Source organism: Pseudomonas sp. WS 5503 (assembly GCF_012985385.1).
GTDB lineage: Bacteria > Pseudomonadota > Gammaproteobacteria > Pseudomonadales > Pseudomonadaceae > Aquipseudomonas > Aquipseudomonas paracarnis.
This window is the reverse complement of the sequence record NZ_JAAQWI010000003.1, coordinates 286,198-300,338: the sequence shown is the minus strand read 5'-3', so window position 1 is coordinate 300,338 and position 14,141 is coordinate 286,198. Positions and strand designations below refer to the sequence as shown.

The 14,141-nt window shown below is 61.3% G+C and carries 15 protein-coding genes; 11 read left to right on the top strand and 4 right to left on the bottom strand.

The window, feature by feature from the left end:
* Positions 1-135: 135 nt before the first annotated feature.
* The 11 genes from ubiE (at position 136) to HBO10_RS10435 (ending at position 10,298) form a co-directional block, all read left to right on the top strand.
* The gene (gene ubiE, locus HBO10_RS10485; RefSeq protein ID WP_003171186.1) at positions 136-906 is read left to right on the top strand and encodes a bifunctional demethylmenaquinone methyltransferase/2-methoxy-6-polyprenyl-1,4-benzoquinol methylase UbiE; all 771 of its coding nucleotides are present in this window, start codon (positions 136-138) and stop codon (positions 904-906) included.
* The gene (locus HBO10_RS10480) at positions 906-1,529 is read left to right on the top strand and encodes an SCP2 domain-containing protein (RefSeq protein WP_034125561.1); all 624 of its coding nucleotides are present in this window, start codon (positions 906-908) and stop codon (positions 1,527-1,529) included. Before ubiE ends, HBO10_RS10480 begins: the two co-directional genes overlap by 1 nt.
* The gene (ubiB, locus tag HBO10_RS10475) at positions 1,526-3,130 is read left to right on the top strand and encodes a ubiquinone biosynthesis regulatory protein kinase UbiB (protein WP_019820016.1); all 1,605 of its coding nucleotides are present in this window, start codon (positions 1,526-1,528) and stop codon (positions 3,128-3,130) included. The genes HBO10_RS10480 and ubiB overlap by 4 nt, the downstream gene beginning before the upstream one ends.
* A gap of 41 nt (positions 3,131-3,171) precedes the next feature.
* Positions 3,172-3,564: a phosphoribosyl-AMP cyclohydrolase gene (hisI, locus tag HBO10_RS10470; RefSeq protein ID WP_003187884.1), complete on the top strand. Its 393-nt coding sequence runs from the start codon at positions 3,172-3,174 to the stop codon at positions 3,562-3,564.
* Positions 3,565-3,566: 2 nt separating this feature from the next.
* On the top strand, positions 3,567-3,899 hold the full coding sequence (locus HBO10_RS10465) for a phosphoribosyl-ATP diphosphatase (protein WP_003187881.1): 333 nt from the start codon (positions 3,567-3,569) through the stop codon (positions 3,897-3,899).
* Between the two features lie 26 nt (positions 3,900-3,925).
* Entirely contained in the window at positions 3,926-4,204 is a 279-nt protein-coding gene (locus HBO10_RS10460; protein WP_003187877.1) for a twin-arginine translocase TatA/TatE family subunit, read from the top strand.
* Between the two features lie 10 nt (positions 4,205-4,214).
* A complete protein-coding gene (gene tatB, locus HBO10_RS10455; RefSeq protein WP_034125560.1) occupies positions 4,215-4,622 on the top strand; it encodes a Sec-independent protein translocase protein TatB in 408 nt (135 codons plus the stop codon).
* Positions 4,619-5,410, top strand: coding sequence for a twin-arginine translocase subunit TatC (tatC, locus tag HBO10_RS10450; RefSeq protein WP_034125559.1), 792 nt, complete (start codon positions 4,619-4,621; stop codon positions 5,408-5,410). The genes tatB and tatC overlap by 4 nt, the downstream gene beginning before the upstream one ends.
* Positions 5,407-6,114, top strand: coding sequence for a 16S rRNA (uracil(1498)-N(3))-methyltransferase (locus HBO10_RS10445; protein ID WP_034125558.1), 708 nt, complete (start codon positions 5,407-5,409; stop codon positions 6,112-6,114). The genes tatC and HBO10_RS10445 overlap by 4 nt, the downstream gene beginning before the upstream one ends.
* A 224-nt stretch (positions 6,115-6,338) precedes the next feature.
* Positions 6,339-8,255 (top strand): methyl-accepting chemotaxis protein, encoded by a 1,917-nt coding sequence (locus HBO10_RS10440; protein WP_034125557.1) that lies wholly within the window; start codon positions 6,339-6,341, stop codon positions 8,253-8,255.
* 135 nt (positions 8,256-8,390) lie between these two features.
* Entirely contained in the window at positions 8,391-10,298 is a 1,908-nt protein-coding gene (locus HBO10_RS10435; RefSeq protein WP_034125556.1) for a methyl-accepting chemotaxis protein, read from the top strand.
* A 108-nt stretch (positions 10,299-10,406) separates the two neighbouring features.
* Here the strand turns inward: HBO10_RS10435 and HBO10_RS10430 are convergent, their stop codons facing one another.
* From HBO10_RS10430 to HBO10_RS10415, 4 genes are all read right to left on the bottom strand, one after another.
* Positions 10,407-11,141 carry an amino acid ABC transporter ATP-binding protein gene (locus HBO10_RS10430; RefSeq protein ID WP_034125863.1) on the bottom strand — a complete coding sequence of 245 codons (735 nt, stop codon included), beginning with the start codon at positions 11,139-11,141 and terminating at the stop codon, positions 10,407-10,409.
* Complete coding sequence (locus tag HBO10_RS10425) at positions 11,134-12,093, bottom strand: amino acid ABC transporter permease (RefSeq protein ID WP_032893984.1); 960 nt, start codon at positions 12,091-12,093, stop codon at positions 11,134-11,136. The genes HBO10_RS10430 and HBO10_RS10425 overlap by 8 nt, the downstream gene beginning before the upstream one ends.
* Positions 12,094-12,223: 130 nt before the next feature.
* On the bottom strand, positions 12,224-13,021 hold the full coding sequence (locus tag HBO10_RS10420; protein WP_032901820.1) for a transporter substrate-binding domain-containing protein: 798 nt from the start codon (positions 13,019-13,021) through the stop codon (positions 12,224-12,226).
* A 219-nt stretch (positions 13,022-13,240) separates the two neighbouring features.
* Complete coding sequence (locus HBO10_RS10415) at positions 13,241-14,041, bottom strand: transporter substrate-binding domain-containing protein (RefSeq protein WP_034125555.1); 801 nt, start codon at positions 14,039-14,041, stop codon at positions 13,241-13,243.
* Positions 14,042-14,141: the final 100 nt, after the last annotated feature.

The following is a 14,141-nucleotide window of genomic DNA, read 5'->3' as shown; positions in this document are numbered from 1 at the left end:
CCTCTTTATAACGACTCAGAACACCCGCCATGCGGCAAAAGGTCTCGATGAGCGTCTATCTTACCTGCAGCCTTGCCAAGACAAAGCAGGCCTTGGGGATTATCATGTCCCGCATTCTCTTTTGGTGACAGCGATATGACTGATCAGCGCAAAGGCAGCGATGCCGAACCCACCACTCACTTCGGCTTCAAGAACGTCCCGGAAAGCCAAAAGGCGGAAAAAGTCGCTGAGGTGTTCCACTCCGTGGCAGCCAAGTACGACCTGATGAACGACGTGCTCTCCGGCGGCATGCACCGCCTGTGGAAGCGCTTCACCATCGAGTTGTCGGGCGTACGCACCGGCAACCGGGTGCTGGACATCGCCGGTGGCACAGGCGACCTGGCGGCCAAGTTCTCCAAGCTGGTTGGCCCGACCGGCCAGGTGGTATTGGCCGATATCAACGGCTCGATGCTCAAGGTTGGCCGCGACCGCCTGCTCGACAAAGGCGTGGCCGGCAATATCGAGTTCGTCCAGGCCGATGCCGAGAAGCTGCCGTTCCCCGACAACCATTTCGACTGCGTGACCATCGCGTTCGGCCTGCGTAACGTGACTCACAAGGAAGACGCGATCCGCTCGATGCTGCGCGTACTCAAGCCGGGTGGCCGCCTGCTGGTGCTGGAATTCTCCAAGCCGACCAACGCGCTGATGTCTAAGGTCTACGACACCTATTCGTTCGCCTTCATGCCACTGATGGGCAAGCTGATCACCAACGACGCCGAGAGCTACCGCTACCTGGCCGAGTCGATCCGCATGCACCCGGACCAGGAAACCCTGAAGTCGATGATGGTGGAGGCCGGTTTCGACCGCGTGACCTACCACAACATGACGTCCGGCATCGTCGCCCTGCACCGCGGCATCAAGCCCTGATGCTGCTGCAAGGTCTTCTCGCCAGCGTTGAGCACGGTCTCAACCGTGTACTGCGCCTGGACAGCACCGCCCTGGCGCGGCTCGCGCACCTGACCGGCAAAGTCATTGCCGTTGATTGCCGCAGCCCCGCCGTACAGCTGTTTATCCTGCCCAGCGATGAAGGCCTGCTGCTCGCCACCCAATGGGCCGCTGAAGCCGACTGCACCCTGCGTGCACCAGCCTCAAGCCTGTTGCACCTGGCGCTGAGCCGCAACAAGACTGCCATCCTCCACAGCCCCGAGGTGGAGCTGGAAGGCGACAGCGCCGTGCTGATGGACCTGGCCGCCGTACTGCAAGACCTGGAGCTGGACTGGGAATACGAACTGTCGCGCTGGATCGGCCCCGTCGCCACCCAGTTGATCAGCGGGCACCTGCGCAGCCGCTCGCGCTGGTACCAGCAAGGGTTCGCCAGCCTCAACCAGAACCTTGCCGAATACCTGAGCGAAGAATCGCGCACCCTGGTCGGGCAACGGGAAGCGCAAGCGCGCTTTCGCGAGCTCGACAAGGCCAAAATCGACCTGGAACGCCTCGAGGCCCGCTTCGAGCGCTTGAGCCGTTCCCTTGATCCAAGCGATAACGCATGAAGCTGCTCGCCGTCCGCCGTTTGTTTCGTATCCAGCGCGTCGTAATCCGCTACCGTCTTGATGACCTGCTGTTTGCCCTGCCCTTGCCGTGGTTCCTGCTAGCGGTGCGTTATGTGCTGCCGTGGCGCTGGTTGCCCCGCAAGCCGTCGCCGTTGAGCCGTGGCGCCAGCCTGCGCTTGGCGTTGCAGGATTTGGGGCCTATCTTCATCAAGTTCGGGCAGATCCTCTCCACCCGCCGCGACCTGTTGCCCGAAGACATCGCCGACGAGCTGATGCTGCTGCAGGACCGCGTGCCGCCGTTCGATTCGCAGCAGTCGATGGCGCTGATCGAAGAACAGCTGGGCCAGAAGATCAGCGAGGTGTTCAGCCGCTTCGACGTCGAGCCCCTGGCCTCGGCGTCAGTGGCGCAAGTGCACGCCGCGCAGCTCAAGACCGGCGAAGAAGTGGTGGTGAAAGTCATTCGCCCAGGCCTCAAGCCGATCATCGGCCAGGACCTGGCATGGCTGTTTATCCTCGCCCGCGCCGCCGAACGCTTCTCCGCCGATGCGCGCCTGCTGCACCCGGTGGACGTGGTCGCCGACTACGAAAAAACCATCTACGACGAACTCGACCTGCTGCGCGAAGCGGCCAATGCCAGCCAATTGCGACGCAACTTCGAAGGCTCGCAACTGCTGTATGTGCCGCAGGTGTATTGGGACTGGTGCCGGCCAAAAGTGCTGGTGATGGAGCGCATCTACGGCGTGCAGGTCACCGACCTCGCGACCCTGGCCGACCAGCGCACCGACATGAAGATGTTGGCAGAACGCGGTGTGGAGATTTTCTTCACCCAAGTGTTCCGCGACAGTTTCTTCCACGCCGACATGCACCCGGGCAACATCTTCGTCAGCACCGTCAACCCGTGGAGCCCGCAGTACATCGCCATCGACTGCGGTATCGTCGGCAGCCTCACCCCGGAAGACCAGGATTACCTGGCGCGCAACCTGTTTGCCTTCTTCAAGCGCGACTATCGCCGTGTGGCGCAGTTGCACATTGATTCGGGTTGGGTGCCAGCGGAAACCAAACTCAACGAGTTCGAAGCGGCGATCCGCACCGTGTGCGAGCCGATCTTCGAAAAACCGTTAAAGGATATTTCGTTCGGCCAAGTGCTGATGCGCCTGTTCCAGACCGCGCGGCGCTTCAATATGGAAGTGCAGCCGCAACTGGTGCTGTTGCAGAAGACCCTGCTGAACATCGAAGGCCTGGGCCGCCAGCTCTACCCGGACCTCGACTTGTGGAACACTGCGCAACCCTTCCTGGAACGCTGGATGCGCGAGCGCATGAGCCCGAAAACCATGCTGGGCAACCTGCACAGCCAGTTCGAGCAACTGCCGCACCTGGCCAACATGACCCGCGACCTGCTGGAGCGCATGTCCCAGCCCCATGCCAAGGACCCTGAGCCACCGTGGCGCAAGCGCAAGGACGACTGGTTCCTGCGCCTGCTCGGCGCCGCGCACCTGGTGGGCGGCGTGATGCTGGCGATTGGTGGGCCATTGAACCAACTAGGCCACTGGCCAGCGGGCATCATGGTCGCCGTGGGCGTTTATCTGATCGTGCGTCGATAGCCCATCCGGTTATACACTGTCGCAAATTGCCGGAGCCGAACATGAAAGACTGGCTGGATGAGATCAAGTGGGACAGTGACGGCCTGGTGCCGGCCATTGCCCAGGACTACAAGACCGGGCGCGTGCTGATGATGGCCTGGATGAACCGCGAGGCCCTGAGCCTCACCGCCGCCGAGCAGCGCGCCATCTACTGGTCACGTTCGCGTGGCAAACTGTGGCGCAAGGGCGAAGAGTCCGGGCACGTGCAAACCCTGCACGAGCTGCGCCTGGACTGCGATGCCGACGTGGTAATCCTCAAGGTCGAGCAGATCGGCGGCATTGCCTGCCACACTGGCCGCCACAGTTGCTTCTATCGCGTGTTCGAGAATGGCGAATGGAAGGTTGTGGAGCCGGTGCTCAAAGACCCGCACGCCATCTACCCAGCAGGACACTGAACATGAGCGATACCCTGAACCGTGTGGCCCAGGTGCTGGAAGACCGCAAAGGCGCGGATGCTGACAGCTCCTACGTCGCCAGCCTGTACCACAAGGGCCTGAACAAGATTCTGGAAAAACTCGGCGAAGAATCCGTCGAGACCATCATTGCGGCCAAGGACGCGCAAATCAGCGGTGATTACAGCGATGTAATCTATGAGACCGCAGACTTGTGGTTCCATAGCCTGGTGATGCTCGCCCAACTGGGGCAGCACCCACAGGCCGTGCTGGATGAACTGGACCGTCGCTTCGGCTTGTCCGGGCACGCCGAGAAGGCCTCGCGCCCGTCCGCCTGAATAACTGAGACTTGAGGATTTGAAGCATGGGCATTTTTGACTGGAAACACTGGATCGTCATTCTGGTGGTGGTGGTATTGGTGTTCGGCACCAAGAAGCTCAAGAACCTGGGCACCGATGTGGGCGAGTCGATCAAGGGCTTTCGCAAAGCCATGAACGATGATGAAAAGCCGGCCGAGCCAAGCGCCAACCCGGTGCCACCGGCCCAGCCTGTTCACCCGCAGGCCACCCAGCCGATCACCGAGCGCCGTACCTTCGACGTGCAGGCTGAAAAGGTCCAAGAGCCGACCCGCAAAGACTCGTGAGCACTGACTAATGTTTGGTATCAGCTTCTCTGAACTGCTGCTCGTCGGCCTGGTGGCCCTGCTGGTACTGGGGCCGGAACGCCTGCCCGGTGCCGCACGCACCGCCGGCTTGTGGATCGGGCGCCTCAAGCGCAGTTTCAACGCGATCAAACAGGAAGTTGAACGGGAAATCGGTGCCGACGAAATCCGTCGGCAATTGCACAACGAGCACATCCTCTCGTTGGAGCAGGAAGCCCGCAAGATTCTTTCCCCGGTGCAAGAGCCGGCCAAGCCGCTAACGCCGGTGGCCGAGCACAGCATCGCGCCAGCCCCTGTGGCCGACGCCACACCGGCAGCGCCCGCCCCACCGACGCCTGCGCCGACGCCCGTCGCGTCGCCCGCGCCCCATGACCCTACATTGCCGCCGCGAGCCCCATGAGCGCTGATAAACCGGAAAACGACCAGCACATGCCGCTGGTCTCGCACCTCACCGAGTTGCGAACCCGCCTGCTGCGTTGCGTGGCGGCGATCTTCATCATCTTTGCCGGGCTGTTCGCCTTTACCCAGCAGATCTACACCTTCGTCTCGACGCCTCTGCGCCAGTACCTGCCGGCCGGCGCGACGATGATCGCCACCGATGTATCGTCGCCGTTCCTGACCCCCTTGAAGCTGACCATGATGGTCTCGCTGTTCCTGGCGATCCCGGTGATCCTGCATCAGATCTGGGGCTTTATCGCGCCGGGCCTGTACAAGCACGAGAAGCGCATCGCTGTGCCATTGCTGGTATCGAGCATCCTGCTGTTCTACACCGGCATGGCCTTCGCCTACTTCCTGGTGTTCCCGCTGATCTTCAAGTTCTTCGCCGCCGCCACCCCGGCCGGCGTGGAAATGATGACCGATATCACCAGCTACCTCGATTTCGTGATGACGCTGTTCTTCGCCTTTGGCGTGGCATTCGAAATTCCGGTAGCGGTAGTGTTGCTGGTGTGGATCGGCGTGGTCGACGTCAAGTACCTGAAAAAGATCCGCCCGTACGTGATCATCGGCTGCTTCGTGGTCGGCATGATTCTCACGCCACCGGACATCTTCTCCCAGACCTTGCTGGCCGTGCCGATGTGGATGCTGTTCGAGGTGGGCATCCTGTTCAGCGGCCTGATCAGCAAGCGTGGCGAACACCCGGATGACGCACCTGCCGACGACGACCAACCGCCAGCGACCCAGCCGTGAACCTGCTGCTGCTCGAAGAGGCCGACTTTATCGCGGCCGACCGCGTAGTGCTGCGTGATCGTCGCCTGGTGCATATGCAGGAGGTTCACCGCGCCGCCGTCGGTGACACCCTGCGTGTGGGCCGCATTGGCGGGCTGATGGGCAATGCCCAACTGCTGCGCCTGGAAGCCACTGAAGCCGAACTGCAAGTGAGCTTCGACCAACCGCCACCGAGCAAACTACCCCTGACCTTGCTGCTGGCCCTGCCCCGCCCGAAGATGCTGCGCCGGGTGCTGCAAACCGTGGCGGCCATGGGCGTGCCCAAGGTGGTACTGGTCAACAGCTACCGCGTGGAAAAAAGCTTCTGGCAAACCCCGTTCCTGGAGCCGGAAGCGGTGCGCGAGCAACTGATTCTCGGCCTGGAACAAGCGCGGGACACGGTGCTGCCCGAGATCGTTATCGAGAAACGCTTCAAGCCGTTTGTGGAAGATCGTCTGCCGGCCATGGCGGCTGGCACCTTGGGCCTGATCGGCCATCCGGGCGATTACCCGTCCTGCCCCCGAGCCCTCGATGAACCGGTGACCCTCGCGATCGGCCCGGAAGGCGGCTGGATTCCCTATGAAGTGGACCTGCTGACCAAGGCCGGTTTACAGCCGGTGCAACTGGGTGCACGTATTTTACGCGTCGAAACCGCCGTAACGGCCCTGCTCGCCCGCCTGTTCTAACCCCCCGACTGATCGTTCCCATGCTCTGCGTGGGAATGCCGCTCAGGACGCTCTGCGTCCACCCTTGTGACGCAGAGCGTCACGCCATTCATTCCCACGCAGAGCGTGGGAACGATCACCAGAGCGTGGGAATGATCGCCAGAGCGTGGGAACGATCAAGTATCCCCGTGCGTTGCCGATAGCCTTTGAATAAGTCCAAGCCTTGTTCCAGGGGAGTTCGCAGCATGTATCGTTGGTTAGCCGAGAAGTTGGGGAATGTAAGCGTCAACCGCAAGCTGAGCGTGGGCTTTGGCCTGGTGTTGCTCCTGACGCTGTTGATCACCTTTACCGGCTGGACCGGACTGGGCGATGTGATCAGTCGCGGCGACAAGCTGGGCTTCATTTCCAGCCTCAATGGCCTGACCAAAGACCTGCGCCTGGCGCGCCTGGACTTCGATATGCGCCGTGGCGAGCAAGGCACGGACAAGGTCGACGGCCTGCTCGCCCACCTCGACAGCGGCCTGAAGACCGCCGCCGAGCTGATCGAGCAACCTGACGACAAAGCCCTGGTCGAGCAACAGCAGGAAGCCTTGAACCAATACAAAAAGGCCTTCGCCGCCATGGTCCAGGCGGGCCTCAAACGTGAGGGCGCCCGCAGCAAGCTCGGAGACACCGCCGACAATGCCGTCGCCAAGATCAACGAAATCGAAAAAGCCCTGCTGCAAGGTGACAGCGTCGCCCAGTTCAACAGCGTGGTCGAGCAGAGCAAGCTGATCCAGCAATCGCGCTTCCAGGTACGCGGCTACACCTACAGCGGCAAGGTCGAAGCCGAGCAACCGGCCCTGGATGCCATCGACAACGCCCTGAAAAAAATCACCGAACTGCAAGGCCAGTTGCCTGCGCAATACCAGGCCAACCTGCAAGAAGCCGGGGCTTCACTGCAAGCCTACCGCGCTGCCGTCAGCCAGTATCGCGATTCCCAGGTCGCCAGCGCAGCAGCGCTGAAAACCATGATCGCCCAAGGCGACATCCTGCTGGGCCACAGTGAAAAACTCACCGTCTCCCAGACCGCCGTGCGTGACGCAGATGCCGCGCAGGCCAAATACCTGTTGCTGCTTGCCACCGTACTGGCGCTGATCGTCGGCGTCTTCGCGGCCTGGGCCATCACCCGCCAGATCGTCATCCCGCTGAACCAGACCCTCGAAGTCGCCGAGCGTGTGGCCTCCGGCGATCTGAGCCACAACCTGGAATCGGGCCGCCAGGACGAACTGGGTCAATTGCAGCGTGCCATGCAAAGCATGACCGTGGGCCTGCGCGAATTGATCGGCGGGATCAGCGACGGGGTCACCCAGATCGCCAGCGCCGCTGAGCAGTTGTCGGCCGTGACCGAACAAACCAGCGCCGGGGTCAACAGCCAGAAGGTCGAGACCGACCAGGTGGCCACCGCCATGAACGAGATGGCGGCCACCGTGCAGGAAGTGGCGCGCAATGCCGAAGAGGCCTCGGAAGCCGCCGTGGCTGCCGACCAGCAAGCCCGTGAAGGCGACCAGGTGGTGGGTGAAGCCATCGCCCAGATCGAGCGCTTGGCCACCGAAGTGGGTAATTCCACGGTGGCCATGGGTGAACTCAAGCGCGAAAGCGACAAGATCGGCAGTGTGCTCGACGTGATCAAATCCGTGGCCCAGCAAACCAACCTGCTGGCCCTTAACGCCGCCATTGAGGCGGCGCGTGCCGGTGAGGCCGGGCGCGGCTTTGCCGTGGTGGCCGACGAGGTGCGCAGCCTGGCCCAGCGCACGCAGAAGTCCACTGAAGAGATCGAAGAGCTGATCGTCGGCCTGCAAAGTGGTACCCAGCAGGTGGCAACCATCATGGACAACAGCCGCGGGCTGACCGAGAGCAGTGTTGAGCTGACGCGCCGGGCCGGCCACGCGCTGGGCAATATCACCCGTACCGTCTCGACCATCCAGGCCATGAACTCACAGATCGCCACCGCCGCCGAGCAGCAAAGCGCCGTGGCTGAAGAGATCAACCGCAGCGTGCTGAATGTGCGCGACATCTCCGAGCAAACCTCGTCGGCCAGCGAAGAAACTGCGTCCTCCAGTGCCGAACTGGCGCGCCTGGGGATCTACCTGCAGACCCTCGTCGGGCGCTTCCGAGTCTGAATTACCCTACACGGCGGCTTACCAAAGCCGCCGCAACTTGTGAAATCTCCTACACAGTTATCAGCCCTCCACGGTCCCGAATCGAATTAGCGTTTCATGTGTCGCGAAACGCTTTCTCTGATTCGGAGGTTCACCATGTTTCTTCGGCTGACCCGCGTGCTGGTCAATGCCAGCGTCCGCCTCAAGCTAGCCCTGGGTTTTGGCCAAGTGCTGATCCTCAGTTTCCTGATCGCAGCCACCGGCTGGCAAGCCTTGAGCGCCGTGCTTTACCGATCCGACAGCCTGACGGTCCTGGGCCATCTGGCTGTCGAAGCCGAGGCCATGCGCGCCGACCGCATCGTGTACCGCACGCTGATGGACAGCAACAGCCTGGACAAGATGAACCAAAGGATTGAACAGATCGACCAGTATCTGACCGGCCTTTCGAGCCGCTTGCGAGCCGCCACCGACCGACAATGGCTGGAAGAAGCGGCTCTGTTGGTGTCGGGCTCGAAAGCCGCGCTCGTACAGTTGCCACCGTTGCTGGCCGCGCGCGAGCAGATCCGTCCGGCGCTCAAGAAGTCCGCCCTGCAGGCCAGCGACACCCTCGCTCAACTGGCCAGTGACTTGCCCGATCAAAATGACGAGAAGGCCCTCGACGCCATCGAGAACCTGCGCCAGGCCATGGAGCAAGCCGAAGATCGAGCGCAGAGCCCCGCCTGGGCGGCCGTTACCTTAAAGGCCTACGCCGATGCGTTCGACCAGTCGCTTGATGAACTGCAGGCCGCGCTGGCTTCCGTCACCGCGCTCCCGGTGGACTCGACGCTGCTCAAGACCGATTTGGCCAACTACCGTGAACAACTGCTAAAGCTCGAGCAAGCCCAGCTCGATACCGAAACCGTGCAAAACAGCTTCGAACAGCAACTCAACGAGCTGCGGGACAAGAGCAATCTGCTGAGCCAGAGCCAGAATGCCAGGCGCAACAACGAGGCGGACCAAACCCGTGCGTTGCTGATCAGCGTGACAGTGGCCGCCCTGGCACTGGGCACGCTGGCCGCCTGGTGGATCGCCCGGCAGATTGCGGCGCCACTGCGAGAAATTCTCGGCGCCGCCCACCGTGTTGCCGAGGGCGACCTCAGCCATGACATGGCGGTCGACCGTCGCGACGAACTCGGCCAGTTGCAGCAAAGCATCGGGCAAATGACCCGCAGCCTGCGTAGCCTGATCAGTAGTATCGGTGACAGTGCCCGGCAGATCGCCGGAGCGGCCACGCAGTTATCCACCGTCACCGAGCAGACCCGCAGCGGGCTCAACGAGCAGAAAGATGAAACCGACCAGGTGGCGACGGCAATGAATGAAATGCTCGCCACTGCCCAGGAAGTGGCGCGCCACGCCGAACGCGCCTCGGTGGCGGCCCAAGAAGCCGACCATCAGGCCGGCGCCGGTGAGCAGGTGGTCACCCAGGCCGTGGAGCAGATTGGCAACCTGGCCAGTGAAATGGCGCTGTCAGGCCGTGCGATGCTCGCGCTGCAACAGGAGAGCCAGAAGATCGCCAGTGTGCTGGACGTGATCAAGTCTGTTTCTCAGCAGACCAACCTGCTGGCCCTGAACGCCGCCATTGAAGCGGCACGTGCGGGCACTGCCGGCCAAGGCTTTGCGGTGGTCGCCGACGAAGTGCGCAGCCTGGCCCAACGCACTCAGGAATCGGCCGAGGAGATCGAAGGGCTTATCCTCGGCCTGCACAATGGTACTCAGCAGGTGGCAGACATCATGGACAGCAGCCGCAACCTGACCGACAACAGCGTCGCCCTGACCCGCGACGCCGGCGACGCCCTGAGCGCCATTGCCCGCACGGTGTCGATCATCCAGGAAATGAACCCGCAGATCGCCGCCGCAGCGGAACAGCAAAGCGCTGTGGCCGAGGAGATCAACCGCAGTGTGTTGAAGGTGCGGGACGTGTCGGAACAAACCGCCGCCGCCAGCGAGGAAACGGCGGCCGCGAGTGTTCAGTTGACAAGGTTGAGCCTGGACTTGCAGACGCTGGTCGACAAATTCAAGCTCTGACCTGTGGCGAGGGAGCTTGCTCCCGCTGGGCTGCGCAGCGGCCCAAAATCTTGGGAGCGCTTCGCACTCCAGCGCGAGCAAGCTCGCTCGCCACAGAGGCAAATATTTCTACAGGACTTGGCGCAGGAAGGCCTGGGCACGCGGGTCTTTTGGCGCATTGAAGAACTCGGCCGGGGCGGCGTCTTCCAGCAGTTTGCCGTGATCGAAAAACAACACCCGGTCTGCCACTTCCCGGGCAAAGCCCATCTCGTGGGTGACGCACACCATGGTCATGCCTTCCAGGGCCAGGGTCTTCATCACGTCGAGCACTTCACCGACCATTTCCGGGTCGAGGGCCGAGGTGGGCTCGTCAAACAGCATCACCTTGGGCTCCATGGCCAGGGCTCGGGCAATGGCGACTCGCTGCTGCTGGCCGCCAGACAGGCGCGATGGAAACTCGTGGGCCTTCTGCGCAATACCGACCTTTTCCAACAGCGCCAGGGCCTTGGCCTCCCGCTCTTGCTTTCCGCGCTTGCGCACGACCTTTTGCGCCAGGCACAGGTTTTCCAGCACGGTCATGTGGGGGAACAGGTTGAAGTGCTGGAACACCATGCCGACTTCACGGCGGTAGGCATTCACGTCGGTCTTAGGGTCGGCCAGTTGCAGGCCGTCGATGCTCACCGAACCCGAATCGAACGCCTCCAACCCATTCAGGCAGCGCAAGAAGGTGGACTTGCCGGAACCCGAAGGACCGATCACCACCAGCACCTCGCCCTTGGCCACTTGGGTGGTGACGTGATCCACCGCGCGCACCAGCTGCCCACGGGTATCGAAGACTTTTACCAGATCGCGTACTTCAATCACTTTGGGCAAGCCTCCGCTCAAGCCGGCTGGCCATCTTCGACAGCGGCAGGTTGATCAGCAGGTACAAGCCCGCCACACAAAACAGGATTTCAAACGGCGAGAAGGAGGTGGTGATCACTTCGCGGCCGCTCTTGAGCAACTCGGTAATCGCGATCACCGACACCAGAGACGTGTCCTTGACCAGGCTGATAAATTGCCCGGCCAGGGGCGGCAGCACACGCTTGAAGGCCTGCGGCAGTACCACGTGGCGCATCGACTGGCTGGCGCTCAAGCCCAGGGAACGCGCCGCTTCATCCTGGCCACGGGTGATGGACTGCACGCCGGCGCGCACGATTTCGGCCACGTAGGCACCCGTGAACAACGACAGCGCGGCAATCCCGGCAAACTCCCGGGACAGGTTGAGCACCGTGCCGATAAAGAAATAGAAAATGAAGATCTGCACCAGCAGCGGCGTGCCCCGCACCAGCTCGACATAGATTGTCGACAGATCGCGCAAGGTGGGATTTTTCGACAGCCTGCACAGCCCGGTCGCCAAGCCAATCGCCAAACCCAGGATGCCGGACACCACCGACAGCCACAGCGTGGTCCACAAGCCCCACATCAATGGTCCCAATGCCCATTGCCGGGTCACGCCGACCACATCGCCTTCAGCCACATCGTCGCCGCGCGCCACTTGCAGGCTGTTATCGGCGACTGTGAGCTTTTGCTCGACTCCGGCGTCGTTGCGCAGGGTGACTTCGGCCGTATCGCCTTTGCGCACCAACTCGACCACGGTGGAAATATCCGCGGCGCGCTGGGAGGTCTCGGCTTGATAGGCGAAGTATTGGGGGACGCGATTCCAGCGCCATTCGTAAGACATCAACGACGTGGCGTAGTACAAGGCACCCGCCAGGCCGACCAGCACGACCACCGTCAGCAGGTGCCAGGGCCATTGGGCTTTTTTCTGTTTCATTTCACTTTCCGCATAGGTGTCGCCTGATAGGCCGCCATCGCGGGCAAGCCCACTCCCACAGGTTGATGTGTGAATACAGTCAAATGTGGGAGCTGGCTTGCCTGCGATACAGGCAACTCGGTGTCAGGCCTTATTCCATGTCCTTGAGCCACTCGGAGCTCTTGAACCACTTGTCATGGATGCGATCGTAGGTGCCGTCGTTACGGATCTGGTGCAGGAAGTTGTTGATGAAGTTGATGCTGTCGTAATCGCCTTTCTTCAAACCGAACGCCAGGGGCTCAAAGGTGAAGGGTTCTTCCAGGAACACCAGTTTGCCGTTACCGACTTTCTTCTCGGCCACCACGTTGTACGGTGCGTCGTAGACGAACGCGTCAGCCTTGCCGTTGACCACGTCGAGCACGCCTTCCTGCTCGTTGTCGTAGCCGTGGTACTTGGCTTTGGAGATCAGCTTCTTGGCGACCATCTCACCGGTGGTGCCGAGCTTGGAGGTCAGGCGGTATTTCTCGTCGTTCAGGTCTTTGTAGGACTTGATGGTGCCTTCCAGTTCCTTGCGGATCAGCAACGTCTGGCCGACCACGATGAAGGGTTCGCTGAAATTCAGGCGCAGGTTGCGTTCCTGGGTCAGGGTCATGCCGCTGCCGATCATATCGAACTTGCCGGTCAGGAAGGCCGGGATGATGCCGTCGTAACCGGTGGACACCAGCTCCAGCTTGACGCCCATGGACTTGGCCATAGCCTTGAGGATGTCGACTTCGAAACCGATGATTTCACCGCGCTTGTCGGTCATTTCGAACGGCATGTAGGTGGGGTCCATGCCAACTTTCAACGTGCCGCGCTTGACAGCCTCATCAATGGCGCCGGCCTGGGCCGCAGTGGCAGCGACCAGCGCAGTGACGCCGAGCATCAGCATCGAAAGATACTTTTTCATCATCAAGACCCCTGAACGATTCTTATAAGGTTGGCGCACAAGAGGGCTGCGCCATTTCGGGGTGCGATCCTAACCCACTCGTTGTCCGCCACAAAGGTTTCACCGGTAAATGTTATCGGCGTGTGTCGGAAAACCCTGACAGCGACCCGGCCAAACACAGGCGCAGACGCTTCAGCGCGGCCTCTCGATCAGGGATTGATGTGTAAGCAGTTATGACGATCAGTCGATCTCGGCTATCCAGGCCGTATCCCTGAACCACTTGTCATGCAGGCGATCGTAGGTGCCGTCCTGGGCGATCTGGTTGAGAAAATGGTTGATCCAATTGAGGCTGTCGTAATCCCCTTTTTTCAGGCCGAACGCCAAGGGCTCAAAGGTGAAGGGTTGCTCAAGTGCCAACAATGTACTGTTCTGTGGCCGACTCATCGCGATCAGGTTGTAGGGCGCATCATGGATAAAAGCATCGGCCTTGCCTTCAACGACCTGCCGCACGCCTTCTTCCGGGTTGGGCACACTGCTGAGCCGCGCAGATACAAGAAAGCGCTGTGCTGCGGCTTCACCGGTGGTGCCTTGGGTGGTAACCACGCGGTAACTGGCGTCGTCCAGTTCTTCAATACTGGAAACCTTCCCCGCCATGCGTGGGTGCAGCAGCACTGTCTGGCCCACCACGACAAATGAATCACTGAAGTTGAGTTTGAGGTTGCGCTCTTGAGTGACCGTCATGCCGCTGCCAATCAGATCAAACTTGTTCGTCGTCAGCCCCGGCAACAGATCCGTGTAAGGCACTGCCACCAATTCAAGCTCTACGCCAAGTGCGCGGCTCATGGTATGGAGCAAGTCAATTTCAAAGCCGACGATGCGCCCCTGCTTATCGAGCATTTCGAAAGGGACGTTATTGGGGGTTGTGCCGACCTTAAGCACCCCACGGCGCACAGCGTTGTCCAGTGCGCCCGCGTAAAGCAAGCCTGCGTGCCCCCCCAGGAAAAAGCCCATCAGCAATGCCAAACAATACCTTTTGATCATGAATGCCCCCGTGGCGAGTCCAATTTGGGGGGCGATCCTAACCCAGCCGCGGGCACGGCAATACGCCTCGATCAAAGGTCTTTTGTTTCGAAATAACAAG